Source organism: Shewanella sairae (assembly GCF_023283535.1).
Classification (GTDB): domain Bacteria; phylum Pseudomonadota; class Gammaproteobacteria; order Enterobacterales; family Shewanellaceae; genus Shewanella; species Shewanella sairae.
In genome coordinates this window covers 17,547-44,365 of record NZ_JAKILT010000017.1, presented here as the reverse complement: position 1 = coordinate 44,365, position 26,819 = coordinate 17,547, and the positions used below count along the sequence as shown (strand labels likewise).

19 protein-coding genes are annotated in these 26,819 nt (G+C 43.7%); 12 read left to right on the top strand and 7 right to left on the bottom strand.

Going from position 1 to position 26,819, the window contains the following annotated elements; all coding sequences use genetic code 11:
• The first annotated feature begins 163 nt into the window (after positions 1–163).
• Genes xseB through dxs form a run of 3 tightly spaced genes read left to right on the top strand, consistent with a single transcriptional unit; the run spans position 164 to position 3,173 of the window.
• Complete coding sequence (gene xseB / locus L2748_RS09450) at positions 164–403, top strand: exodeoxyribonuclease VII small subunit (RefSeq protein ID WP_220780814.1); 240 nt, start codon at positions 164–166, stop codon at positions 401–403.
• Complete coding sequence (gene ispA / locus L2748_RS09445; protein ID WP_220780813.1) at positions 404–1,285, top strand: (2E,6E)-farnesyl diphosphate synthase; 882 nt, start codon at positions 404–406, stop codon at positions 1,283–1,285.
• Between the two features lie 22 nt (positions 1,286–1,307).
• On the top strand, positions 1,308–3,173 hold the full coding sequence (gene dxs, locus L2748_RS09440) for a 1-deoxy-D-xylulose-5-phosphate synthase (protein WP_220780812.1): 1,866 nt from the start codon (positions 1,308–1,310) through the stop codon (positions 3,171–3,173).
• A 103-nt stretch (positions 3,174–3,276) separates the two neighbouring features.
• On the opposite strand, the gene grpE is transcribed toward dxs, so the two are convergent.
• Complete coding sequence (gene grpE, locus L2748_RS09435; protein ID WP_220780811.1) at positions 3,277–3,879, bottom strand: nucleotide exchange factor GrpE; 603 nt, start codon at positions 3,877–3,879, stop codon at positions 3,277–3,279.
• 100 nt (positions 3,880–3,979) lie between these two features.
• On the opposite strand from grpE, the gene nadK reads away from it, so the two are divergent.
• The 6 genes from nadK (at position 3,980) to L2748_RS09405 (ending at position 13,452) form a co-directional block, all read left to right on the top strand.
• On the top strand, positions 3,980–4,858 hold the full coding sequence (gene nadK, locus L2748_RS09430; RefSeq protein WP_220780810.1) for an NAD(+) kinase: 879 nt from the start codon (positions 3,980–3,982) through the stop codon (positions 4,856–4,858).
• Positions 4,859–5,542: 684 nt separating this feature from the next.
• Positions 5,543–7,186 (top strand): L-lactate permease, encoded by a 1,644-nt coding sequence (locus L2748_RS09425; protein WP_220780809.1) that lies wholly within the window; start codon positions 5,543–5,545, stop codon positions 7,184–7,186.
• 98 nt (positions 7,187–7,284) lie between these two features.
• Complete coding sequence (locus tag L2748_RS09420; RefSeq protein ID WP_220780808.1) at positions 7,285–10,104, top strand: FAD-binding and (Fe-S)-binding domain-containing protein; 2,820 nt, start codon at positions 7,285–7,287, stop codon at positions 10,102–10,104.
• Between the two features lie 648 nt (positions 10,105–10,752).
• Complete coding sequence (locus L2748_RS09415; protein ID WP_220780807.1) at positions 10,753–11,496, top strand: (Fe-S)-binding protein; 744 nt, start codon at positions 10,753–10,755, stop codon at positions 11,494–11,496.
• A gap of 8 nt (positions 11,497–11,504) precedes the next feature.
• Positions 11,505–12,878 (top strand): lactate utilization protein B, encoded by a 1,374-nt coding sequence (locus L2748_RS09410; RefSeq protein ID WP_220780806.1) that lies wholly within the window; start codon positions 11,505–11,507, stop codon positions 12,876–12,878.
• Positions 12,879–12,882: 4 nt separating this feature from the next.
• Complete coding sequence (locus tag L2748_RS09405) at positions 12,883–13,452, top strand: LutC/YkgG family protein (RefSeq protein WP_220780805.1); 570 nt, start codon at positions 12,883–12,885, stop codon at positions 13,450–13,452.
• Positions 13,453–13,519: 67 nt separating this feature from the next.
• Here L2748_RS09405 and L2748_RS09400 read toward each other — a convergent pair whose 3' ends face one another.
• From L2748_RS09400 to L2748_RS09390, 3 genes are all read right to left on the bottom strand, one after another.
• Positions 13,520–14,650 (bottom strand): energy transducer TonB, encoded by a 1,131-nt coding sequence (locus L2748_RS09400; RefSeq protein WP_220780804.1) that lies wholly within the window; start codon positions 14,648–14,650, stop codon positions 13,520–13,522.
• A 169-nt stretch (positions 14,651–14,819) separates the two neighbouring features.
• Positions 14,820–16,190, bottom strand: coding sequence for an MATE family efflux transporter (locus tag L2748_RS09395; RefSeq protein ID WP_220780803.1), 1,371 nt, complete (start codon positions 16,188–16,190; stop codon positions 14,820–14,822).
• Between the two features lie 55 nt (positions 16,191–16,245).
• On the bottom strand, positions 16,246–17,370 hold the full coding sequence (locus tag L2748_RS09390) for a CobW family GTP-binding protein (protein ID WP_220780802.1): 1,125 nt from the start codon (positions 17,368–17,370) through the stop codon (positions 16,246–16,248).
• Between the two features lie 230 nt (positions 17,371–17,600).
• Here L2748_RS09390 and L2748_RS09385 point away from each other — a divergent pair, with 230 nt between their 5' ends.
• Both L2748_RS09385 and L2748_RS09380 read left to right on the top strand, forming a co-directional pair.
• On the top strand, positions 17,601–19,958 hold the full coding sequence (locus tag L2748_RS09385; protein ID WP_220780801.1) for an AAA family ATPase: 2,358 nt from the start codon (positions 17,601–17,603) through the stop codon (positions 19,956–19,958).
• Positions 19,959–20,861, top strand: coding sequence for a mechanosensitive ion channel family protein (locus L2748_RS09380; RefSeq protein WP_220780800.1), 903 nt, complete (start codon positions 19,959–19,961; stop codon positions 20,859–20,861).
• 39 nt (positions 20,862–20,900) lie between these two features.
• Here L2748_RS09380 and L2748_RS09375 read toward each other — a convergent pair whose 3' ends face one another.
• The 3 genes from L2748_RS09375 to L2748_RS09365 form a co-directional block, all read right to left on the bottom strand.
• On the bottom strand, positions 20,901–21,251 hold the full coding sequence (locus L2748_RS09375; RefSeq protein WP_246616136.1) for a hypothetical protein: 351 nt from the start codon (positions 21,249–21,251) through the stop codon (positions 20,901–20,903).
• A 98-nt stretch (positions 21,252–21,349) separates the two neighbouring features.
• Positions 21,350–22,687: a DEAD/DEAH box helicase gene (locus L2748_RS09370; protein ID WP_220780799.1), complete on the bottom strand. Its 1,338-nt coding sequence runs from the start codon at positions 22,685–22,687 to the stop codon at positions 21,350–21,352.
• Between the two features lie 98 nt (positions 22,688–22,785).
• Positions 22,786–25,830, bottom strand: a complete 3,045-nt coding sequence (locus L2748_RS09365; protein WP_220780798.1) for an EAL domain-containing protein — start codon at positions 25,828–25,830, stop codon at positions 22,786–22,788.
• Positions 25,831–26,306: 476 nt separating this feature from the next.
• Here L2748_RS09365 and L2748_RS09360 point away from each other — a divergent pair, with 476 nt between their 5' ends.
• A complete protein-coding gene (locus L2748_RS09360; RefSeq protein ID WP_246616135.1) occupies positions 26,307–26,783 on the top strand; it encodes a thioesterase family protein in 477 nt (158 codons plus the stop codon).
• The last annotated feature ends 36 nt before the right edge of the window (positions 26,784–26,819 follow it).

Below are 26,819 nucleotides of genomic sequence, written 5' to 3'. Positions count from 1 at the left end.
CAAGTTGATCGATAATCAATTCGTTAACGTATACTTTAACAAGCCTTTTAGCGTGCGTTTGCTCCTCAAACCGTGCTTTTGTGCAAATAGTCAACGGCTTAATTTGACCCATGTGCCCTGCTGATATACTTTGTGTACCGCTTATTTTCTAGGAATGATCATCGTGGCAAAAAAACCAGAAAATCTCTCATTTGAAGATTCACTTTCCGAGCTAGAAAAAATCGTAACCGACTTAGAACATGGCGATGTTTCGCTCGATGATGCACTCAAGCAATTCGAACGCGGCATCAAGCTTGTGCGCAATAGCCAAAATAAACTAGAAAATGCGCAACAAAAAGTCGCCGTTCTAATGCAAGAAGAGGGTGTCGATACTCTCAAACCTTATGATGTCGAGGGTGAGTAATTGTTAGAAGAGTCACTTAAACGCTACCAACAACGTATTAATCAGCAGCTAGCACTGCGTATTAATGCGCTTGATGATATTGAGCCAAACCTTAAAGCTGCAATGAAGCATGGTGCCTTGATCGGCGGCAAACGTATTCGCCCGTTCTTGGTCTATGCAGTGGGTGATATGTTAGGTGTCAAGCTGACCACCCTTGATTCGTGTGCTGCAGCAATTGAGTGTGTGCATGCCTACTCTTTAATCCATGACGATCTTCCTGCTATGGATAATGATGCTTTGCGACGTGGGCAACCCACTGTCCATATTGCCTTTAATGAAGCAACAGCAATTCTAGCAGGTGATGCATTACAAGCATTAGCGTTTGAAATCGTTAGCGACCCAATAGAAAACATTACTCCATCACAGAATTTAGCTATGGTTAAAGCCTTAGCTAATGCCTCTGGGTATAGTGGTATGTGTGGTGGTCAAGCGATGGATTTAAGTGCTACTAACAAGCAGATTCAATTAGCGACATTAATACAGCTACATAAACTAAAAACCGGTGCGCTTATTCGCTGTGCGGTGGAGTTTGCCATCATTGCCGCTAAAGTTAACGAAGATGAGCGCCAAGCTCTACTCGATTTTGCCGATGCAATAGGCCTAGCCTTCCAAGTTCAAGATGACGTGCTCGATATTATCTCCAGCACTGAAGAACTAGGAAAACCGCAAGGTTCAGATACAGATTCAAACAAAAGCACCTATCCTAAGTTGCTTGGTTTAGAAGGCGCTCAAGAAACTGCGGCAAGTTTGATTGAGGACGCACTATCAGCTCTGGCTAAATTACCATACAATAGCCAGTTAATTGCAGAATTCGCCCGTTACATCATTGAGCGAAGAGTTTAATAAAGAGACAAAGAATCTCAATATGAGTTTTGATATTTCTCAATTCCCTGTGCTTGCACAGGCTAATACTCCAGATGAGCTACGACAGCTCCCTCAAGCCGTATTGCCACAGTTGGCAGACGAACTTAGAGGTTTCTTACTGAAGTCTGTGGGTAAATCAAGCGGTCACTTTGCATCGGGCTTAGGCACGGTGGAGCTGACAGTTGCGCTTCATTACGTGTACAACACGCCATTTGACAGATTAGTTTGGGACGTTGGTCACCAAGCTTACCCGCATAAAATTTTAACGGGTCGCCGTGAAAAGATGCACACTATTCGCCAAAAGGGCGGCGTGCACCCATTCCCGTGGCGTGAAGAAAGTGAATACGACACCTTTAGTGTCGGTCACTCTGGTACCTCTATTAGTGCGGCACTGGCAATGGCTGTTGCTGCTGAAAAAGAGCAAGCAGGTCGTAAAGTCGTTGCGGTGATAGGTGATGGCGCAATGACTGGCGGCATGGTGTTTGAAGCCATGAACCATGCGGGAGACTTGCATAACGACATGCTAGTGGTGCTAAACGACAATGAGATGTCTATCTCTGAAAACGTTGGCGCGCTCAATAATCACCTCGCACAGCTAATGTCAGGCCGCTTCTACACCACTATCCGTGAAAGCAGCAAGAAAGTACTTAAAGGTATGCCAGTCATCAAAGAGATGGCTAAGCGCACTGAAGAGCACCTTAAAGGCATGGTGGTTCCGGGCACGTTATTTGAAGAGCTAGGCTTTAACTACATTGGCCCAATTGACGGTCATGACGTAGACGCTCTGGTTGAAACCATGCGCAATATGCGCAACTTAAGTGGTCCACAAGTGTTGCATATCATGACTAAGAAAGGTCGTGGTTATGAGCCGGCAGAAAAAGATCCTATCGGCTGGCATGCTGTACCAAAGTTTGATCCATCAACCTTTGAAAAGCCTGCTGCTAAAGCATCTGACCCAACCTTCTCAGAAGTATTTGGCAAGTGGCTATGCGATGTCGCAGAAAAAGATGAAAAAGTGTTAGGCATTACACCAGCAATGCGTGAAGGTTCAGGGATGGTTGAGTTTTCTCAGCGTTTTCCTAAACAATACTTTGACGCTGCAATCGCTGAGCAACATGCGGTCACTTTAGGCGCCGGCTTTGCTTGTGAAGGCTATAAACCTGTTGTTGCTATCTATTCGACATTCTTACAGCGCGGTTATGATCAGCTGATCCATGACGTAGCATTACAAAGATTGCCGGTACTGTTTGCTATCGATCGTGGTGGTATTGTTGGTGCAGATGGCCCAACTCACCAAGGCGCATTTGATTTAAGCTTTATGCGTACCGTGCCTAATATGGTCATCATGGCGCCATCTGACGAAAATGAATGCCGTCAGATGCTATATACCGGTTACTGCTATAACGACGGTCCTACCGCTGTACGTTACCCACGCGGCAGTGCAACCGGTGCAGAACAAATTGAAGCAATGACGGCGATGCCTATTGGTAAAGGCGTTATCAAACGTGAGGGCAACAAGATTGCTATCCTCAACTTTGGCACCCTATTGGCAAGCAGCTTAACCGCAGCCGAAGCTCTTGATGCCACTGTTGCCGATATGCGCTTCGTTAAGCCATTAGACGTAGAGCTGGTTAAAGAGCTCGCAGCAAGCCACGATGTGCTCATCACAGTGGAAGAAAACGCTGTTATGGGCGGTGCAGGCTCTGGTGTACTAGAACTGTTACAAACGCTTAGAATGCCAAAACCAGTATTGCTAATTGGTTTACCTGATGAATTTATTAAGCACGGTGCACCAGATGAAATCATCAGTGAACTTGGTTTAGATGCTGCGGGTATTCAAAAGCAGATTGAAGATTTTATCGCTTAACCTTTTCTGAAAGTGTTAACCACAAAAAAGGACTGCCTAAGCAGTCCTTTTTTATTGTCGGTACTCACGTAATTGTCAGCACAAACTAATCTCTAGCGAATCATTAGCCTTGAGAAACCATTACCATTGCAGGGCGCAGTAAACGCTCATTCAATGTATAACCTTTTTGCATAACCATCATCACAGTATTAGCTGGGAAGTCTGCACTAGGCTGCATGCCAATCGCTTGATGAAGCTCAGGGTTAAATGCATCGCCCTGCGGATCAACTTGAACTAAACCAAACTTCTCTACTGTGCTAACAAAACCCTTGGCAGTTAGCTCAACACCTTCATAGATTGCTTTAGTCGCTTCAGCTTCTGCATCAGTACCTTGCAGCGCACGCTCCATGTTATCCAATACTGGTAGCAATTCATTAATAAACTTTTCTAAAGCGAATTTATGCGCTTTTTCTACGTCCATAGCTGAACGGCGACGAATGTTGTCAACTTCAGCTGCTGCACGCACTACTGAATCTTTTTGCGCAACAACCTTAGCTTCAGCTTCTTGCAACGCTTTTTCTAACTCTTCAACGCGGAAGTTAGCTTGAGTTAATTCATCCATTAAAGAAGCTTCATCAGTCGCTTCTGTACCGTTTTCGTTAAGCAATTCGCCTTCGACGATCTCTTCAACTTGGTTATCTTGTGCTTTGTTTGTTTCGTTGCTCATTTTTGCTCCAGCTAAAAATGCTTTGTTTCTGCATGCTCTGGGCATATTATGGGGATCAAATTTAAGGTTTCAAGGCCTAAAGCTGGATCTAACATAAATTATGAGCAATACGTTTCAAACAATTGGTCTAATTGGTAAGCCCAACCATAAAGGGACGACTCAGACCTTAAAAAGGTTACACCACTGGCTAAGCATGCAAGGCTATAAAGTATTGGTCGAAGAACGCGTTGCTGGCGAACTCGGTCCGCTGGCTCAGTCGGTAGATTTATTAGAGATTGGTGCCCAGTGCGATTTAGCCATTGTCATCGGCGGTGATGGTAATATGCTTGGTGCAGCGCGAGTCCTTGCTAGGTTCAATATCGGTGTTATTGGTGTTAACCGTGGTAATTTAGGTTTTTTAACCGATCTCCCGCCAGACTCTTTTGAAGAAGCCTTATCGAAAGTGCTCGAAGGTGAATTTGAAATTGAGCAACGCTTCTTACTTGAAGCCGAAGTGCATCGCCATGGTGAACTCAAATCGAGTAACACTGCGGTTAATGAAGCGGTACTTCACCCAGGTAAAGTTGCCCACATGATTGAGTTTGAAGTCTATATTGACGACAAATTTATGTACAGCCAGCGCGCAGATGGGATGATAATTTCCACTCCAACAGGTTCAACCGCTTACTCATTATCTGCTGGCGGCGCAATTTTAACGCCAAATCTTGAAGCGATGATCTTGGTACCTATGTTCCCGCATACGCTTTCTTGCAGACCCATAGTTGTTGATGCCGCCAGCACCATTAAATTAGTGGTTTCACCCCATAACGGTGACAATTTAGAAGTAAGCTGTGACGGCCATGTACATCTGTCAGTATTGCCAGGCGATGAAATTATTATCAAACGCAGTCAAGAAACCTTAAGGCTTGTGCACCCAAAAGGTCATAACTATTTTCACGTGCTGCGAACTAAACTCGGTTGGGGCAGCAAACTGTTCTAATACCAATCACTATAAAGAGAAAACCTCGCCGATAGACAGCTTTGTGCTATCGGCAAAGCGTCCTACCACCTTTCATATAATCAGTCCGTACATTTCCTAGCATTAGCTGTTAGCAAACTACAGTTTTTATTTTGCCGAAAGCTTGTCGTCAAAAATCGCATTTTTTGCTTTTAAAATACTAAATCAATATAAACATTAACTTAGATTAATAATGATAATTAAAACCGGATGCATGAGTGTCAAGCTGAGATATAAGTCACACTTGCGAGGCTGAAATAGCTCATTAGCTAATATCGGTTAAGAAAGTTTACGATCAAATAAAGGCTATTCTCGCCGCCATTAGATACATTTTGATACCTTCTACACCTATTTCTCCTATCTTCAGCCTAAAAACGCCAATCCCTAGCACCGCCACCAATATTTTGAGTGATCAAGATCACACTCGCACCACAAGTAAAATCGTGATCGCTCTCACTAATGGCATTATCGATCACAATTAGGGTGGAGTATGATCTAGATCATATTGGTTAAATGCTAAATCACGTTTAGTACACACCTAAATCCATTCTCACTAGAAGTTAATAGATGGATTGATAACAACACTAAGAAGAGAGCCACTCAAATTTAGCTATTTGAAGTAGAAATTGAAGTTAGATACAGAAATATAAATCAAACGAGGCAAGCATGACCTTTATTCAACTACTCGCCAGCTTAACGCCAATTATCAGCGTAATGCTGTTTTTAGTCCTACTGCGGATGCCCGCATCAAGGGCTATGCCTATTTCCATGATTTTTACCGGCCTTGCCGCTGTATTTATCTGGAAAATGGATACCACTTTTTTAGCCGCTTCAGTGGTAGAAGGCTTGCTATCAGCTCTTACCCCGCTAACCATTATTTTTGGCGCAGTGTTTTTACTCAACACCCTTAAATATTCTGGCGCTATGGACACCATTCGCGCAGGATTTACCAACATTAGTGGTGACGCTCGTGTACAGGTGATCATCATCTGTTGGTTATTCGGCTCGTTTATCGAAGGCTCTGCTGGCTTTGGTACCCCGGCGGCAATTGGCGCGCCACTGCTAGTACTGCTCGGCATCCCACCGATTGCTGCAGCAGTTGTAGCCTTAATCGCTGACTCCACTTCAGTTTCGTTTGGTGCAATTGGCCTACCAGTACTATTTGGTATGGAGCAAGGCCTCACCCAAGGCGGCGCCAATATGGCCGCCGAGCAAATCGCCCAACACGGTGGTAGTTTTGCGGATTATGCGCAGTTTATTGCCATGCATATGATAACCATTGATTTAGTGACTGGTACGCTTATCCCATTAACTATGGTGGCTATTTTGACTGGCTTCTTTGGCCGTAATAAGTCATTTAAAGAAGGTTTAGCTATTTGGAAATTTGCGCTATTTGCTGGCCTTGCCTTTACTGTTCCTGCTTGGCTAATTAACTACTTTGCAGGCCCAGAGTTCCCATCGGTTATTGGTGCACTTGTCGGTATGGCTGTGGTGATCCCTGTTGCTAAAAAAGGTTATTTATTACCAAAAGAGCAGTGGAATGACTTTGCTGAAAATGATGGCCAGAAACGTGAAGAGCTCGACACTGAAGTAAAGTTCTCTCAGCTTGCTGCGTGGTCACCTTATTTGATCATGGCTGCCCTGCTAGTGCTTTCACGTACAGTCGCGCCACTTAAAGCTTGGTTATCGAGCTTTAATATTAGCTGGACAGGATTACTAGGCACCGAGTTAAAAGCCGGTTTCGCTACTCTGTACGCGCCAGGTGCTTTCTTTGTACTGGTGTGTATCTTAGGTTTCTTCCTGTTTAGAATGAAATCGCCAGCGATAAAAGAATCAATATCAGTCTCGTGCAAATCTATGGTGCCGACCATTATTTCTCTCGGTGCATCTGTGCCTATGGTCAAAATCTTCTTGAACTCAGGCGAAAACGCTTCGGGTCTTGCCTCTATGCCTGTGGCGCTTGCCGATACATTGGCAAACAGCATGGGCGCGGTGTGGGCTTGGGTATCACCAATTGTCGGTATTTTCGGTGCCTTCTTATCAGGCTCTGCCACTTTCTCAAATATGATGTTCTCTGGCCTGCAGTACAGTGTTGCCGACAATATTGGCGCTAACCATGCGCTGATATTAGCGATGCAAGGCATTGGTGCAAACGCCGGTAACATGATGTGCGTAATGAATGTTGTGGCAGCTGCAACCGTTGTAGGCATGGCGGGTCGTGAATCAGAAATTATCCGTAAGACGATGCCTGTGGCACTGGGCTATGCTTTAGTTGCTGGTACTATCGCTGCAATTTGGGGTGGCTTCTAGCCTCCTCTTTGCTGAACAATAACAAACAAAATAATAATATCGAAAAAGCCGCATAGATTGCGGCTTTATTCACTCAAAAGATGTGTGTGAGATAAAAAATGTCGATTAATTATGAAGCTGTATTAAGAGATTTACGTAAGCAAGTTGGTGAACAAGCCGCAACTAACGACCCTGTACGCCGCTTTGCCTGGTCAACTGATGCCAGTTACTTTCGCATAGTGCCTGAAATCGTGGTGCATGCCGATACCTTAGAGCAAGCCAAACGCACCCTTGCCATTGCCCGTACTTATGGCGCGCCGGTGACTTTTCGTGCTGCCGGTACCAGTTTATCAGGCCAAGCAATTGGCGAAGGTATTTTGCTAATCCTTGGCCATGATGGCTTTAGAACATTGACGGTTAGCGATGATGCATCACAAATTACCTTAGGTACTGCCGTTATTGGCGCCGACGCCAACGCGGTATTAAAGCCATTAAATAAAAAAATTGGTCCAGATCCAGCAACACTGGCTTCAGCAAAAATCGGCGGCATCGTTTCTAACAATGCCTCTGGCATGTGTTGTGGTACCGCGCAAAACAGTTACCAAACTATCGCTTCAGCTAAGTTACTTTTTGCCGACGGCGCCGAGCTGGATACCGGTTGTGAAGCGTCAAAAGCGGCATTTAGTCAATCGCACCCTCAGCTTTTACAAGAACTAATCGAGCTGGCACAGTTAACGATTAACAACAGCACGCTTGCTGCACGAATTCGCAAAAAATTCTCCATTAAAAACACCACAGGTTATAGCCTTAATGCCTTGGTAGATTTTAGCGATCCTTTTGAGCTCATTAATCACCTAATTGTCGGCGCTGAAGGCACACTCGCCTTTGTAGAAGAAGTCACTTACAACACCGTTGATGAAGCACGCTTTAAAGCCTCTGCCATGGCGGTATTTTTCAATATGGAAGATGCCGCTCGCGCCGTGCCGCCGATTGTCGGCGATAGCGTAGCCGCAGCCGAGCTACTAGATTGGGCGTCCATCAAAGCAGTAACCGGTAAAGCGGGCATGCCTGAATGGTTAGCCCAACTGCCTGAAGGCGCTGCAATCTTGTTGATTGAGTCGCGTGCTAACGACAAATCAACGTTAGACAGCTATACCCAAGACGTTATCGCTAAGCTGGCTCATATCGAAACTGAGCGCCCTATTACCTTCAGTGATGACCCAGCTGTATTTGGTCAATACTGGGCTATGCGCTCAGGCTTGTTCCCAATTATTGGTGGTGAGCGCCCTAAAGGTACCTCAGTTATTATTGAAGATGTGGCCTTTGAGCTAGAACACTTAGCCGCAGCAGCTAATGATTTGACCGAGTTATTCCACAAGCATAATTACCCTGAGGGAGTTATCTATGGCCATGCTCTTGCAGGTAACTTCCACTTTATTATTACCCCAACGTTTAATTCTCAGGCAGACATTGAGCGCTTCCACGCCTTTATGCAAGACGTTGCCGAGATGGTGATTAATAAGTACGACGGTTCAATGAAAGCCGAGCACGGTACCGGTCGCGCGGTGGCGCCTTTTGTTGAAATGGAATGGGGCAGCGACGCTTATACCTTAATGAAGCGTATTAAGCAGATTTTTGATCCTGAAGGATTATTAAACCCAGGGGTTATTCTTAACGACGACAACCAAATACATGTTAAGAATATCAAACCTTGCCCAGTGGTGGATGACTTAGTCGATAAGTGTATTGAATGCGGATTTTGTGAGAAAACCTGCCCTACCTCTGCACTGAATATGTCGCCGCGCCAACGTATTGCAACACTGCGTGAAATTGAGCGTCTAGAGCAATCCGGAGACAAAAAAGCCGCTAGCGAAATGCGCGCTGCAGCCAAATATGATGTGGTTGATACCTGCGCAGCCTGTCAGCTTTGTACTATTGCCTGCCCTGTCGATAACAGCATGGGTAACCTTGTTCGCAAACTAAGAACGCCATATATCAGCACCACAGAGCAGAAGGTACTGGATTTTCAAGCCAAACATTTTGGCGCGGTTAACCAAGTGATTAGCACAGGTTTTAATGCTCTTGGTACTGTGCACAAAATTACTGGTAGCGCGATAACTGGCGCAATAATGAAAGCGGGTCGCGTGGTGAGTAAAGAAGTGCCTTATTGGAATCCTGATTTTCCAAAGGGCGGCAAACTGCCTACGCTTAGCGCACCTATACCTGGGCAAGAAACCGTGGTTTACTTCCCAGCCTGTGGTGGTCGTACTTTTGGCCCTACGCCAAAAGATCCTGATAACCGCAGCTTACCTGAAGTGGTTGTCACCCTACTGGAACGCTCAGGTTATAACGTGATCACCCCAGAGAAAACTCGCGACTTATGTTGCGGTCAGATGTGGGAGTCAAAAGGTGATTTTAAAAATGCTGACGCTAAACGCAAAGAGCTAATTGAAGCCGTTGCAGCCATGACTCAAGGCGGTAAACTACCGGTTATTATCGATGCGCTGTCTTGTACATACCGCACGCTTGCTGGCGATCAATCACTGACAGAAAAAGTAGAGATTGTCGATATGGTTGATTTCATCCACGACAAACTGCTTGATAAGCTAACTATTAGTCGTAAGAAGCCAGCCGTTGCGCTGCACTTAGGTTGTAGTGCTCGTAAGATGAAGCTTGAGCCGAAAATGGAAGCGATTATCGAAGCTTGTAGTCAGCAAACTGTTCGTCCAGCAGGCATAGATTGCTGCGGTTATGCCGGTGAAAAAGGCTTGTATAAGCCAGAAATCAACGCCAGCGCCCTGCGTAATATCAAGAAGCTTATCCCGGTTGATGTCAGCGAAGGCTATTACGCGAACCGTATGTGTGAAGTGGGGTTAACTCAGCACAGTGGCATTTCTTATCGTCATCTGGCTTATCTTTTAGAAGAGTGCACGCGCTAATGGTCACTTTAAAGTAATCATTTCAACATCCAATTAGGGGCAAAGTTTGCCCCTAATTTCTTTTATCTTGCTCCAATCCCCAGCTTAATTACGACTAACCATTTTTAGATACCTCTCAAAAGCAATAAACAAAAATAAGATATAACCCCATTAAATACAGTTAGATATATTATTTTCATTTTTGCAAAAGTCTGCTGGTTTATTTGCTAAATTAGCACTACTTTTTATGGGGGTATCGGCCTATATTTATACTAATCAGTATAAAGGTTTTATCGCTCAGCGAGAGTTTAGCGGTCCTGAGGCAAGGCAACGAGTGAAAAGCATAGTGATTCTACGTTTAAGCTCGTTAACACAGCATCAGTACCGCTAAAACTCGCCTGTAAGGAGTGTTTTGGGCTGTCTATTCCAGCACGGAGTGAACTCATAAATGGAAATAATGATGTCGCACAATCGTCTTGAATTTATTGCAAAAAACACTCTGAGTAGAGCAAATTCTTATACTGATTAGTATTAGTGAGTAAATAAAGGCGAATGTCCGTTTAAGATAAAAGTCGGCTTCTATAGCTGGCTTTTTTGCGACAACTTTTTACGGTTAATTTTCCGATTAAAAGTCGCTAACAATGTCAGCTAAATAGAAGAGAAACCACAATGAAGATAGCTCTTTTCATTCCGTGCCTAGTGAATCAGATGGTCCCAGAAGTGGGGATCGCCACCTTAGAATTATTAGAAAAACTCGGCCATCAAGTCATACTGCCTCAAGGGCAAACCTGCTGCGGCCAGCCAATGACTAACTCTGGTTGCTACAACGAAGCTAAAAAAACCACAATGAAACTACTTAACGCCTTTAAAGGTGTCGAGTGCGATGCCATTGTGTGTCCTGCCGCTTCTTGTCTTGTTGCGGCAAAAGAAAACTTTCACGAGTTTGATACTAGCCCTGAAGCACAAGCTGTGATTGATAAGCTGTATGAGCTTACCGAGTTTCTGCACGATGTTTCTCCTATTCCTGCATTTACTAAGCCGTTTCCACACAAAATCAGCCTACAAATGAGCTGTCATGGCATTCGTATGCTCGACTTAGCGACCCCTAGTGAGCAAATGGGTCCGCGAATGAACAAATTCGAAGCCGTACTCGCCGCAATTCCAGAAATTGAAATTGTCTATCCAGACAGACGCGATGAATGCTGTGGCTTTGGCGGTACTTTTGCCCTCGATGAAGGCGCTGTATCTGCCAAAATGGGCAAAGACAAAGCACAAGCCCACGCTGAAACGGGCGCAGCTTATGCAGTAGGATTCGATCCATCTTGTTTACTGCATATCGATGGCATGGTGAGAAGGCAGAAACTGCCAATTGAAACCCGCCATATCGCTCAAATAATCAACGCTGCGCTTTAGGAGGACTTATGTCGACTTCAACATCAGCTGTTCATGCCCATAAAGCGGAGATCTTTTGCAAAGATGAATCTCGCGTTGATTGGCATTCAAAAGCACTTTGGATGCTACGTGAAAAACGAGATCGTGCAGCAGGTAGTTTGCCAGAGTGGGAACAACTGCGCCAAATCGGCTCAGAGATGAAACTGCATACCCTGACCCATTTATCACAATACTTAGAAGAGTTTGACAAAAACTGTCTAAATAACAATATTCAAGTGCACTGGGCCAAAGATGGCGCCGAGCACAACCGTATTGTGCACAGTATTTTGGCTAAGCATGAGGTAAAAAAATTAGTAAAATCTAAGTCAATGCTTACCGAAGAGTGCCATATGAATCCTTATTTAGAGGAGCGCGGCATTGAAGTGATTGATACTGACTTAGGTGAGCGAATTATTCAGCTTGCAGGCCAGCCGCCATCACATATTGTAGTGCCTGCGATTCACTTGAAAAAAGAGGAAGTGGGCGATCTATTCCACGACAAACTGGGTACCGACGCTGGCGCTTCTGACCCACTTTATCTAACTCGCGCAGCGCGAGCGCACCTGCGTGAGCAATTCTTGTCGGCCGATGCGGCGATGACAGGGGTGAATATGGCGATTGCCGATAAAGGCGCTGTTGTTGTGTGCACCAACGAAGGTAATGCCGATATGGGGGCTAACCTGCCTAAGCTGCAATTGCATTCGATGGGCATAGACAAGATAGTGCCGAATATTGATAGCGCTGCAGTGTTACTACGCACACTCGCAAGAAACGCAACCGGCCAGCCTATTACCACTTACAGCTCGTTTTATCGCGGCCCACAAGATGGCGGTGAGATGCATGTGATTATTGTCGATAACGGCCGTACTGATATGCTCAAAGACAAAATTTTAGCGGAATCGCTAAAGTGTATTCGCTGTGGTGGTTGCTTAAATACTTGCCCTGTTTATCGCCGCTCAGGTGGTTACAGCTACAACTACACCATTCCAGGCCCTATCGGTATTGCGGTAGGGGCTAAAAATGATGATACCAATTCAATCCCGTGGGCTTGTACTTTATGTGGTAGCTGCTCTTATGTGTGCCCGACTAAAGTACCACTGGATAAGATTATCCATCATCATCGCCGCCTCAAAGCAGAAGCCGGCAAACTGCCTTATGGCAAAGCCAGTTACATGCCGTTAGTGGGTAAGTTTATGGCCAGCGAAACCGCGCTTAACTGTTCAATGAGTGTGGCGCGCACAGCGCTTAAAATTCTACCGGGTAGCTTACTCAAGCCATTTTCAGGTGCTTGGGGGAAATACCGCGAGTTACCAGTTGCACCTAACTCAAGCTTTGAAGCTTGGTTTAAGAAAAACAGAGGCTAAAAACATGTCTAGCAAACTCGAGATTCTTAACGCGCTAAAAAGCGCAGCGATTGCGCCTCAAGCTATGCCTGTCATCGACATTGCACCCCGTATCGATGATTTAGTGGGACAATTTGAAACTAGCCTCAATACAGTTGCTGGCACTTTGCACCGCGAGGGTGGTTTAGCTAAGTTGCAAGCTCAAGTTGATGAACATATTGCACAGGGCATGCAAATTATCTCTATGGTTGATGGTATTACAGGTAATCGTGAAGTCACCAATACTGCTCACCAGCTAAGAGATATTGATTACGCGGTGATCCCAGGTGATTTAGGTGTGGCGGAAAATGGCGCTATCTGGGTCAATAATAAAAACCTAGGCCATCGTGTTACGCCATTCATTTGTGAAAACCTGTTTCTCGTACTAGAGGCAAAAACCATTGTGGCCAATATGCATCAAGCTGCGAGCCGTATAACGTTGGATTCAGGTGAGTTCGGTACTTTTATCGCAGGACCATCTAAAACAGCTGATATTGAGCAAGCCTTGGTTGTTGGCGCCCACGGCGCCTGTAGCCTTAACGTTTACTTGGTGTAGACTAACCATAGTTAAGCAAAATCAAAAAAGCCCTAATCTCAATTAGGGCTTTTTCATCAAGATAAGGTTATCTTTTTTCGATATAGTACTCTAACTGAACCCTCACCTCTTTGGCCTCAACCGCTTTGCCATCAACAAACTTAGGCGCATAACGCCACAGCTTTAATGCCAATAGTGACTCTGTTGCAAACTTTTCGCCGCCAATCGTATCAATAACAACCGGATCTTTTACAAAACCCATTTCATCTATGGTAAAACTCAGCTGAGCGGAACCACTCTTACCCATGCGAGCGTAAGAAGTAGGGTAATCGGGATTTTTGCGAAACAGTGGCGTTGGTTCAATATCCTCTTTCCAAGGCTTCATACTACCAATCGCAATACAATGCTGGGTGGACTTTTCCCTTTCGCCATCAAGCTCATAAATCTGTACTAACTTGGCATGAGCCGCCAGCTCGTAGGGGTGGTTATAGTCAAGTTTTTGAAATTGCGTGATAACGCCTAAAAATAGCACTTCAGATTCATCATAATCTTTTTCAGCAAAGCGCACATTCGCTACTCTAAAGCTGTTAAGTACTCGCTTCATCGCATCTTCTGGTAATAATTCACTGTAGGCCTCATGCGCATCAAACGCATAATTGCGCACCTTACGGGTGTAATAACGTGAATTTACTAATCGCTCAAAGTAAGCCATTTTAGTATCGGCGATGACCATTGCATTATCTGAGTCTTCAGCGATATCGAGAGCCTCATCTAGATACTCACGCGCATATTTCTTACTGCTGGCGTCACTTAAGCCTAAAAGCGGATCGATAAGCTCGATTCCATTGTCACCATAATGCTCGCTGTAAATTTTTAATGTCTCTTGATAAAGCTCAAATGCTTGCGGTTGTAGCACTTTCGCTTTCTGTTTTACCTCTTTTTCAAAGGTTTGCTTCGACATATTAGCAATCAACGCATTACCTGCATTTAATGCTAAATTACCGGTATTGATACTGTCAGCGCCAAACTTAACCTTACCTAACTCATAAGATTGCAATGCATAACGCTCTGTGTCGGCTTTATTTTTTTCTGTTACCGCGGTTTGATACGCTGAATATACATCGCCAAATTCAGAGGCATAAGCGGCTGCAGTTACTGTAAGCACACTCGTTAATATAGCGGCTTTAAATAGATTAGATTTTATTGAAGTCTTAAACATGAAAAGTCCTTATTTCATCAAGCACTACTGCTATTGGTTATGCTTGTTCTTCTGCCAATAGTTTAAATTTTACTCATGCAACTTTCGCATGAGGGATAATGAAAATCAACAGCGGTTATAACAGCCACAAAGCGACTATTGTTAATTAATGGCATTTATCGTTTTATACCTAAGCCATCAACTTGCTATTGGTTCGCTTCATAATCCACGCCATCCAAACCACCAAAATCGTGCTGCAAGTCGCTAATGAAATCCACACACCCGGCACGCCAAAAGCCCAAGCAAACACATACAAGATAGCAGCGAATAAAATCAGCTTGGCGCCGGTTAAAATAGAGGCCTCTTTTGAGTAATTAATTGCTTGGAAGAAAGAGGCTCCAACCAGTAATAAACCTTCCATAGGTAGCCCCCAGAAATACCAACGCATGCCCTCGGTGGCAATTGGCGTAAGTAACGCATTATCGCCAGCAAAAATATACACAAATAATTGCGGCACTGAATAGATAAAGATAAGCCCCAGCGCCGCACAGATTAGCGTAACAGTGAAAGCCATTTTTAATGCCTGCTTCACTCTATCAAAGCGTTTTGCCCCAGCATTAAAACTCAAAATAGGTTGCACGCCAAAGGCGATACCTTCAAACAATAGATAGAAGAAAGCTTCGGTATAACTGACCACGCCATAGGCAGCGACATGCAGTGGTGTACCTACGGTAAGAAACGCCACATTATGTAGCGTCAATACCACAGTTAAATACATGTTCATCAAAAAGCTTGGGGTGCCAACCCTAATGATATTAACGCAGTGGTCCCACTTAAGTTTCATCTGCTCAAGGTTGATACCAATTTCAGTTCGGCTAGAGAAAAAGTGCTGTAAACACAAAGCGCCAGTGACGGCTTGTGAGATCATGGTGGCTATCGCTGCACCCATTAACCCATAGGGAAACACCACAATGAGTAGCCAATCAAGAAGGGTATTGAGTACGCCACCTAAAATTAATACACAGGTAACAAAACCAGGTCGACCATCGTTACGCAGTAAGGTGGTAAAAGCCATCGACACAATAGGAAACGTGCCGAGCGCAAAGTACCAAAACAGGTAATCGTCAGCGCTATTTAGCACTTCTCCTTCTGCGCCAAGCAAAACCAGAATGTCTCTTGAAAAGTAACAGCCTAATACTGTGGTGATAAGGCCTGAAAGCAAACAAAGACTGAAGGTATTACCTAAGATCCTCCGCGCAATATGTGGCTCACCTTGACCTTGATGAATAGAGACTAAAGCTGCGCCCCCCATACCGAGTGTCGCACCTATAGCATAGAGGATCGCTGCAATAGGATAGGCTAAGATCATGCCAGCTAAACCGACTTCGCCTAGGTAATGTCCGATAAACATACCGTCAATGGTGACGTAAATTCCGGTCACTAGCATAGATAAAATCGTCGGTATGCTATAGCGCCAAAATAGCTTGCTAATCGGCTCAGTCACCATAGGTGAATCTGCAGCGAGTCCCTTAGGGCTGATGACTCCAGCTTGTTCTGTCATGATAATGCTCTAATTATTATTGCTTTTTGGTTTGCGCGGCGGTGACTAAACAGTGCTAGTTTAACCCGGTCACAGCTTGTAATAATGCCGTTTCAAACTCTGGCGCTTGTAGTTCCGACATCGATAATAATTCAATACGCGAGTCCATCGCATCATCAAGCTCTACAATCGACAACTCGCCATCGACACCATTAAACCCAGCAATGCCCTCTTCGGTGATCATCACCGCTTTAATACGAGCAACTTGCTGACTTTTAATGAGCTGCAGTAATGTATCAAAATCAAATTCATAACTTGGCTCAAATACCCAGCCATAACTATAAAACCCATCACCTTGATTACGCTTATAGAAAATTCCGCGGGCATCATATTCAATAACGGGTTCAGATTGGGACTCGGAAAATAGCGGACTATAGTTCATGTCCAGTAATCTAGGCGCTGCATTAGGCGTTAATGGCTTCAAACTCGGCTTAACTTTAGTTAGATTGCCTGCAGCAGAACCGACGTTTTGATTAGAAGAGATGGCTTTATATGGCTTTGATAATAATGCCATCATCGCCCTATATTTTTCATTAGCTTGTTCGATACTCCAAGGTATAACCGCCAATGAGTTATCGTTTCGCATGCTTGTCGCTTCTTGAACACGCACTTGATTCAAATAATCCCTTAGCTGCTCAAGCATCGGAGCCTCGTAACAATCAGACTTACTCGCTAACACGACATCAGCCACTTGCAACTGTTGATTAAAGATCTCATGCTGGGTATAGCGCTCGTCATTGAGCTTTCTAGCATCGACCAGAGTTAAACACGCTTGCATCGCCAAAACTTGCTGGTAATGGGGTTGAGTTAATACTCGAAGCACCTCTTGCGGGTGACCGAGTCCAGTAGGTTCAATCAATAACCGATCTGGTTTCGCTTTAGCAATTAGCTGATTAATCGCAACTTGCATCGGTACGCCCGCTGCGCAGCACATGCAACCACCAGCAACCTCTTTTATTTGTACTTTTGCCTCAGAGCTATCTAACAGGCCAGCATCAATACCGACTTCACCGAACTCATTAACTAAAACAGCCCAAACTTCGCCTTCAGGCTTGTGCTTTAACAGCATTTTAATGAAAGAGGTTTTACCGACACCTAAAAAACCTGTGATCACGTTGGTCGGAATAATTTTCTGGATCATGCCTATACTCTGCCAATTTTTAATAGGCAGTGAGTCTAATCGTTAATCGATAACAATGTCACCCATCAACCGGATCTTAGCCAAGTTTTTAGATGACATTACATAATAAAAATAACCCGTTTTTGGCGTCTACCTCATCATAACTTAGTCACTAATCAACCAAAAATGGGTGTGTATGCTATGTTGATTACAGGGAAATCAGCTATTTGCCTATGGAGCAATATCAATTTATGCGACTTAAATTACTTTACGCCCCACTCTGGCTAATGCTTATGCTACTCGCATCAGTTGGTTATGCACAGCAATGGAGCGACTTAGCCAGCCCGATGTTAACGCCACCGAGTCAAGACATAGACGCAAAAGTCAGTGCCCTTCCCGATTTGCACCTTGCGAGCGCTCGCGACCAAAACAATGCAGCTAAGCTACTGCTAACGCTATTTAACCAACAACAAGCGCATACTCAACAGCTAAAAGAGCAACTGCAACAATATAAAACTGCGCCATCGCCAGCCCTATGGTTACAGGTTAGTAGTACTAAGCTATCCCTTGATAGCTTAGGCAAAAACAAAGCCCTGTTGCTGCAATACGTCACTCCCAAGCTATATGATAAATATACAGGTTTTGGCCCAGATGGTGTCAGACAGGTGATCCTTGAAGCAAAAACAGCTGAGGCGATAATAAGCTTTCAACTCGTATCGCAGCTTATCAAGCTGCGCGAGTTTGCACTTGATCTCAAAGTGTCTCCATTCCCACTATTAGTCTTGTTCATAAAGTTCATCATCATTTTTATCATGCTTAAATGGTGGTTGAATTTGGGGCCAAAATTGATAGTTTCGCAGCTCGAAAAAAATAAATCCCTACGAGTAAAAAGAGAGCCCATTAGCGGTATTTTTTGGCGCTATTTCAATAAAGTTCACAAAACACTCGCTTGGTTCATTGCCATATCCGTGCTCGTTAACTTGTTTGAAGCTCTCCCCGGATTTAACAGCATGAGCTATATCAGCATAGTCGTTAATTGGGCATTTTCAGCAGCGATTATTATCCACTTACTCACTGAATTTACCGCACACCACAGCCGATATAACAACCAATCAGAAATTGTAGAGCTACGAGGGAAAACACTTAAACGCTGGGTATGGTTATTGATGATTTGTGGCATCACCTTAAAATCCACCGCGATCAGCGTATATCAAGCAACGATTTATGCTTGGATAGAAACCGCCATTTTGTTAATGCTGGTAATCTTGCTGATTAAAACCCTCATTGACTGGCGCTTAATTGTATTCAAACAATTAAGCGCCGAAGAAGCACCCCCAAGCTACATTCATTGGGCGATAAAAAATCAACACAACTGGTTATTCGCCCCCATTGCAACACTACTAGGGATCTTTAGGCTATTTTATCAACGTGCTTTTCAAGAGTTATTTCATAACCTCTCACGCTATCAAGCCTTTAAGCACGCTATTGCCTATTTCTTCCGGGTCGAAGTGGCCAAGCAAAGCCTAGCCGATAAAGAAAATAGCAATATGGCGCGCATAAAAGGTGATGATACCTTTTTATATGTAAAGCCTGGCCATGATGACAGTGACTTGGTCGAAGACTACGCCAATAATGAACTCAACGAGTTAGCCCACTACGTACTTGCGCCAATCCCGGCATTGGCACTGGTTTATAGTGAGCGCGGCTTAGGTTTAACCACCTTCTTTAGACGCTTACTCCACCGTGCAAAGTCTGAGCATGCACTCTATATCAGTTGTCCTTATGGCGGTTACTCGCCATTAATAGCGCAAATCAATACAAGCCTTGGTTTGGATCAAGATGCCAATGAAGCCGAGCTTATTAGCCATTTACGCCAATCGATGCATAGATACATCTTATGTATTGATAACTGTCAGCGGCTGGTTAGCCCCAAGGTCAACGGCCTAGCTGACTTGATGAAACTCAGTAAATTATTAAGACGCGGTAGAAACCAGCATGGTGCCGTAATCGGTATGGAACAATCAGCTTGGCGTTTTATCGACCGCGCCCGTGGCGAAAGGTTGTTATTCGACAAAGTGATTGCCATGCCACGCTGGAACGAGAAACAAATTGCCGCCTTACTCAGCAGCAGAATTGAGACCAAAGGTGAATTAGCAGTAAGTTTTGCCGGACTCAAACTGCCTAAACAGTGGGATGAACAAGAGCTCAGTGAGTTGCAGCGGGCAGAGCAAGGTTTTTATCGGATCTTATGGGACTACTCTGACGGTAACCCTAGTGTTGCTTTGCGCTTCTTTAGGCTGTCGCTGCATAAAGATAAGACCAACAACAAGGTTTTTGTGCGGATCTTTAGCGTCCCTGATGCTAAAGAGCTAGAAACCATGCCCAAGCCTATGCTGGCAGTCCTGCGCGCCATTGTGCAATTAGAAGTCGCCTCAGCAGAAGAGTTATCAGACTGTACTCAACTTGGCTTTTCTGAAGTACTTAATACCCTACGTTATTTTCAAAATCGCGGCTTTGTCGAACTCGTTGATGACAAAGCCCGAATATCGGCTCATTGGTTTAGATACATAACCAATACCTTACATAATCAGCATTTATTGGTGAAATAGATGACAATAAACCTACCCTTTAAGCTACTGATTAGTTGGATAATGTTGACGCTAGCTCTGCCAAGTTACGCCGAGTCTGGCGCAGCAAACTTAGATAGCTTAACTGAGATTGCCAGTCTTATTCGCTGGAGTGGCGTATTTCTGTCAATTATCGTGGTTTTTATCGCTTGGTTAATGCTTAAGTTTACCCAAAACTTAGTTGACTCTATCGGTAGTCAATTTGCACAACGGCGTATGCTCGCGCAAAAGCTACAATCATTTTTCCAGTTCTTTGTGTATATGACCGCCGGGATCTCGGTGTTTATGCTTAGCTTTAGAGTCGATGACAGAGTGCTCACTCTAATTGGTGGTACATTAGCGGTGTCTGTTGGTTTTGCGATGAAAGATCTCGCCGCTTCGTTTATTGCAGGCTTAACGGTAATGATAGATAGGCCGTTTCAAGTCGGTGATAGAGTCACTTTTGAAGGCCACTATGGCGACATTGTCACCATCGGCTTACGCTCAGTACGTATGCAGACCTTAACCGATGACATTATTACTATACCCAACAGCAAATTCTTAAGTGACGTGGTGGTTAGTGGTAATTACGGCGCCCTAGATATGCAGGTGGTGATCCCGTTTTATGTGGCGCTTGATCAAGACCTTACCTTAGCTAGCGACATCATTAGAGAGGCTGCAGCATCGAGCCGTTACATTCACCTGCCTAAGCCAATCGTTGTGCTGGTAAAGCAAGATATTAGCGATAGTTACTTTGCCATCAAGCTAACACTTAAAGCCTATGTGCTCGACATTAAATATGAAAAACTGTTTGAAACCGATATCACGCTAAGGGTGATGCAAGAATTTAAAAAGCAAAATATTTGCCCGCCGAGCATAATGCAAAGCACTAAACTCTCTCGGTAAACATTAACGCCCTAAACGACCACTTTCCTTAGCGCTTTCTCATTTGATGTAATGACTATTGATATAATCACACCATAATTCAGTGTCTTTAGCTGGCAGAGTGGCTTGACCTCTTATGCCAAGCTTAAATTCAATCACGCTGCGCCATTCAAGCGAACCAAGATCGGGACCATGCCCTTGATCATCGCCTGAGGTTAACTGCTGCTCAACTTTTGTAAACCAAGTTTGATTACAGCTATTATTAGGTCCTTCGGCAACGTTGTTTAGCGACGTTGTGCTTTGTTGCAAAGCAGCGTTGTTATTCTCTGGCGCAGGTACTGACTTTTCGCTGCAGCCAACCAATAAACCAATTAAAACCGTCACGACACAGAGCTTAAGTAAGTTGCTCAACTCAGCCTCCAAATTTGCAATCTATTGCCCATAAAAAAAATGAACATACCTTAGGTATATTCACTTTTTTAGCATACTGAATAAAGCTCTATTCAAGCTTATTTTTTGGCTTTATCTTTTGAGCGACCGTAGCTGCTTTTGCCCGCTGCTGCACTGCGGAAACTGCTTTTACCAACAGCGTTTTTTGCTGGGCGATTTTTATCTTCGTATTTACGCTTATTATGGCCTTTCTCTTTTACAGGCTTTACCACCACATCACGGTAACGCGCAGGCAGTGGTGCGCCTTCTTCATAACCTGGCATGGTCAATCTTGGCAGAGTTTGCTCGATTAGCTGTTCAATCTCTTGCATCATGTCGCGATCTTGTGGTGACACAAATGAAATAGCACGACCAGCAAGACCCGCACGACCCGTACGGCCAATACGATGAACATAATCTTCAGCGGCAAATGGCAACTCTAGGTTAATCACTAAAGGCAGCGCTTCAATATCAAGGCCGCGAGCCGCAACGTCCGTTGCCACCATCACACGTAACTTGCCAGATTTAAATTCTTCTAAAGCACGGTTACGAGCGCCTTGGGTTTTCTCTCCATGGAAAACTGCGTTTTTAACGCCATCAAGTTTAAGCTCTGCATGCAGATGCTCGGCGCTTTCACGAGTACTGACAAACACCAACACCTGCTGCCAGTTATTACGACCAATCAGCTCTGATAAAAGCTCAGCTTTACGACGGGTATCAACTAAGTAAACTTCTTGGGTGATAAGGCTTGCTGTGGCAGAGGTCGCTACATTAATCCACTCTGGTGCGATCAGCATTTTTTCAGCAAGCGTTTTTACTGCATCACTGTAAGTTGCCGAGAAAAAGAGCGTTTGGTGACTGCTTGCCACCAGCTTTTTCACTTTTTCAATATCACGCACAAAACCAAGATCTAGCATACGGTCTGCTTCATCTACTACAAGGTGAGTCACGTTAGACAAATCTAAGCCAAACTGACCAATATGGTCGAACAAACGGCCCGGTGTAGCGACTAATATGTCCACGCCTGCTTGTAAGGCCTTACGCTGTGGGTTCATATTAGAACCGCCATATACTGCTACGGTTTTAAAGGGTAAAAACTGTGCGTAGGCAGTGATGTTATCAGCAACTTGAATAGCAAGCTCACGAGTCGGCGTTAACACTAAAACCTTAACCTTCGACTCATGAGTCAATTCGGTTTCAGTTTCTGTAAATAAGGCATATTCCTTAATTAAGCGATTCAATAACGGCAGTGCAAATGCGGCTGTCTTACCAGTCCCCGTTTGGGCGCACGCCATAATATCTTTACCTTCCATGGCAACCGGCAGTACCTGCGATTGAACTTGAGTCAATTGTTGGTAACCGCGCGCAGAAACTGCATCTAAAATTTTGGGATGTAAATCGAATGCATCAAAGTTCATGGTCGGCTCAATATGAGTTAAATACTCGCTAATGGGAGTACAAGCAATAAAAGTGAGCGCGGAGTCTAGCAAAATACCGCGTCATATAATAGCCAAGATCAAGCCTCACTGTTTTCTTTTGCCTTGATAATAAAGGCCTGTTCAAACTCCTCAGCTGGAACCGGCTTAGAAAATAGATACCCTTGACCAAAGTCACAGCCTGCATCAGCGAGGAGCTGACGTTGATATTCCGTTTCAACCCCCTCGGCAATCACCTGCATACCTAGCTTATGCGCCATCACAATGATCGCCTCGCACAAAGTAAAATCATTACCATTACTATCTAGGTTTCGAGTAAATGATTGATCTATCTTTAAATAATCTATTTCAAACTTCTTTAAGTAGGCAAGTGAAGAGTAGCCTGTGCCAAAGTCGTCTAATGACACTTGTATGCCCGACTCTCGATAGGTTGCTAAGGTAGATGATATTGTCTGACTATTATCAAGCAGCAAGCCTTCGGTAATTTCGACACAAATATTGTTATTGGTTAACTTTAAACTCTTGAGTAACGCCGCCCATGATTCAAAACTATCACCTTCATCTCTAAATTGAACCGGCGACTTATTAATACTAATTTGCACTTCTACGCCAAAACGATCTCGCCACAATGCGCTTTGTCTTGCCGCCTGTTGAAATACCCAATTACCAATTTCAATAATCAATCCGGTCTCTTCTGCCACAGCGATAAATTCAATGGGAGAAACAAGTCCACGCTTAGGATGACGCCAACGGATCAAGGCTTCTGCTTTTAAACACGTATCGTGTTGCAGACAAATAATCGGTTGGTAATAGAGCTCAAATTCTTGATGAATAATGGCATGACGGAGATCTTGAATAAGGCGCATTCTATGTTTAGCGTAACGTTGCATAGAAGGTGTAAAGTAATGAAAGCGATTGCGTCCCTCACCTTTAGCCGCATACATAGCCTGATCAGCATGTTTAAGTAAGCCGTCTATAGTCGCTGCATCATCTGGATATAATGTTATCCCGATACTGGCACTAATATAGGCAGTTTCCTCGCCCAGAATATACGGCTCGGCAATGCAAGATAAAATATGCTTAGCGACTTTATCAACACCGGCCGTATCTGTTATTCCTGATAAAATAACGGTAAATTCATCGCCGCCTAGCCTAGCAACTACATCAGTTTCTCGAATGCAGGCCTTGATGCGTTTCGCAGCTTCCAATAGCAAACGATCGCCCATATCGTGGCCTAAGGTATCATTCACTTCTTTGAAGTAATCAAGATCTAAAAACATTAACGCAAAGTGATGCTCACTGTTATCTAGCCTTAACATCAAGGTACTTAAATAATCCAGTAGCATTCGCCTATTCGGTAAGCCTGTTAACGGGTCATAATTTGCTTGCTGCCAAATAATGTGTTCAGCCTGTTTTTTATCCGTCATATCAGAAAACAAAGCGACTCGGCGTTGAGTTCCACTGTTTTTATCTATCAAAGCGTTAAGGGTTAACCAAACCACAAACTCTTCGCCATTTTTTCGCTTTAGCCAAACTTCACCTTGCCAGCGCCCCTCTTCTTCAACCGCTTTATTCATCTGTTCATAAGCACTGCGGCTATTGCGGTTACATTGCAGAACCTTAATATTTTTTAGTTTTATCTCTTGTTCGCTATAGCCTGTAATTCTTGAAAATGCCGCATTAGTATTGATTATTAGGCCTTGCTCATCTTGCACACTAATCGCTTCACTGCTGTTGTTATAAACGGAAGCTGCAAGCCTTAATGATTCTTCAACACGCTTTCTATCCGTGATATCCGTGTATATTCCACACATACGTAAAGGTTTACCATTGGTATCACGGCTCATGACTTTGCCAGTATCTGACAGCCATAAAATTTGTTCAGCTTGATTACGGATGCGGTACTCGACTTTATGTTGCTCCGTCTCGCCATTTAAGTGAGCATCAATTGACTTTAACACTCTGACTCTATCATCTGGGTGAATAGCATTAATCCACAGTTTTGGCGTCCGATTTAAGCTCTCAATATCACAACCTAAGATAGCTGCACTGTGCTCGTTGCGCTCTATAACATCGTTGACTATGTCCCAATCCCAAAAACCAAGTTCGCTACTACCAAGTACTAACGCCAGTTGTTCCTGACTTGCTAATTGGGCTATTTCAGCTTCTTTTTGAGAAGTACGATTCAACACACCTGTGATAACTAATTTAACTTTTCCATGTTCTCTCTGACAAGCTACTGTCATGTGCGTATAAACAATGGATTCATCTTTAGTAATAAGACGTACTTCTAACTCAAACTCATTTATTTCACTTTCAACTAATTGCTCAAAATAATGCTTATAGACAAAATAATCTTGAGGCTGCATAAGCTCTAACCAAGACATATGAAGCAATTCTTTCTCTGTGTATTTAAGCATTTCACAGAGGTTTTGATTCACCTTAATCCATTGATAATCCCTATTTGTTATTGCCACTCCTAAAGTGCCAGCTTGGAAGTGCGATTTAAATAACAAATGATCTTGCAGTGTGATTTCTTGATCACGCTTAATTTCAATTCGTCGAGACAAGAACAAACCTAAAAGTGCAGTCGTAATAGGAAAGATTATCAGGAAAGGGACCAGCAATTGCTGTAACAGCAACACAGCCAGTTGACCTGGGATAGTAAACCCCCACAGTAAAATAACACTATGAGATATCAAGCCAAAAACAAACAACTCTCGAAAGCCTATATCACTAATTTCACCTTGGCGTAATCTCCCCCACAAATAACCTAAACAACCAGAAGTCACGATCGCGCCAATACCAGAAACTGTTGTCACCCCTCCTTCAATAAAACGATAAATCCCGCTTATTACCACCGCAATTATGGTTGGAATACCACCAAAAAATATCCCACAAATGCTTAAAATAACTGTCCGAGTATCAAAGAAAACACCTTCACTATATTGCCAAGGCATTAGCATCACAGCGATGGTTATCACTCCAATAAACACACCAATTCCTATGCGCAGAATGAGTTCAGGTTGGGGGTTATGGCTGCGAGGAAAAGCATCGTATACAAGCACAATAACCAGCAAAAGAGAGGAATTTTGAATAAAAGAAAGTAGCAGGCTTTGATCCATAAAAAACGATTCGTCCTTGAAATTCAGTGCTGAACAGAATACAAACTTAAATCAATTATTTATCAGCTAGAACATATCAATAGTCTTTAAGTTTTAACACCTTACCCCGCTTCTCGCCAAGCTTGGTGAAAACACTACCATAACATATTGTCACGTAATGGAAACGCCTTCCTAACGCATAAAAATCTAAAGTGCAATAGATTAGCGTCTTCCTCTACTAGCTATGCTACCGCCATTAGGCAAAAAACGACTTTTGATTCAAAATTCTATGCAGTTTTAAAGGTAGATTCTAATGGTGCAAAATTCAAAACGACTCACTTAAATACTCAGCTTTTTAGCCTACTACTTATCACCCCTCCATTTTGAGCAATTAACCAGAAAAAATTAGTTAAGTGAGTTTATTTCTTAGCCGTCAAAGGACTATGTTAAGCTTACGCCTAATGATCCTATTGCCAAAAAGATAAAAAATAACCTTCATGTCGCAAACTAATAAACTAGCAAGCAACACCAATGTGAATAAGTCTTTTCAGTACAGTAAAAATTGCCATTTCCCTGTACAGATCTATTATGAAGACACCGACTTTTCAGGTGTGGTTTATCACCCAAACTTTCTTAAATATTTTGAACGTGCCCGTGAACATGTAATTGGAGCCAATAGCTTAGCTTCATTGTGGGATCAGCATGATCTTGGCTTTGCGGTTTATCGCACCGATATGCTATGTCATGATGGGGTTGAATTTGCCGATATCATCGATGTGCGAACAAAGTTCTACTTTGAAAGTAAATACCGTACTGTATGGCTACAGGAAATTTGGCGCCCAAACGCCAAAAAACCAGCGGTCACGGCACAGATTGAAATGGTGTGTATGAATAAAAAACGTCAACTTAGCCCTATGCCGCAGCAGCTAATTGCACGTTTAGGTGAAGCTTTCTCTGAGCCAGTTACATTTTAAACTCACATAAAACTGACCCAGCAAAACTATTTTGCT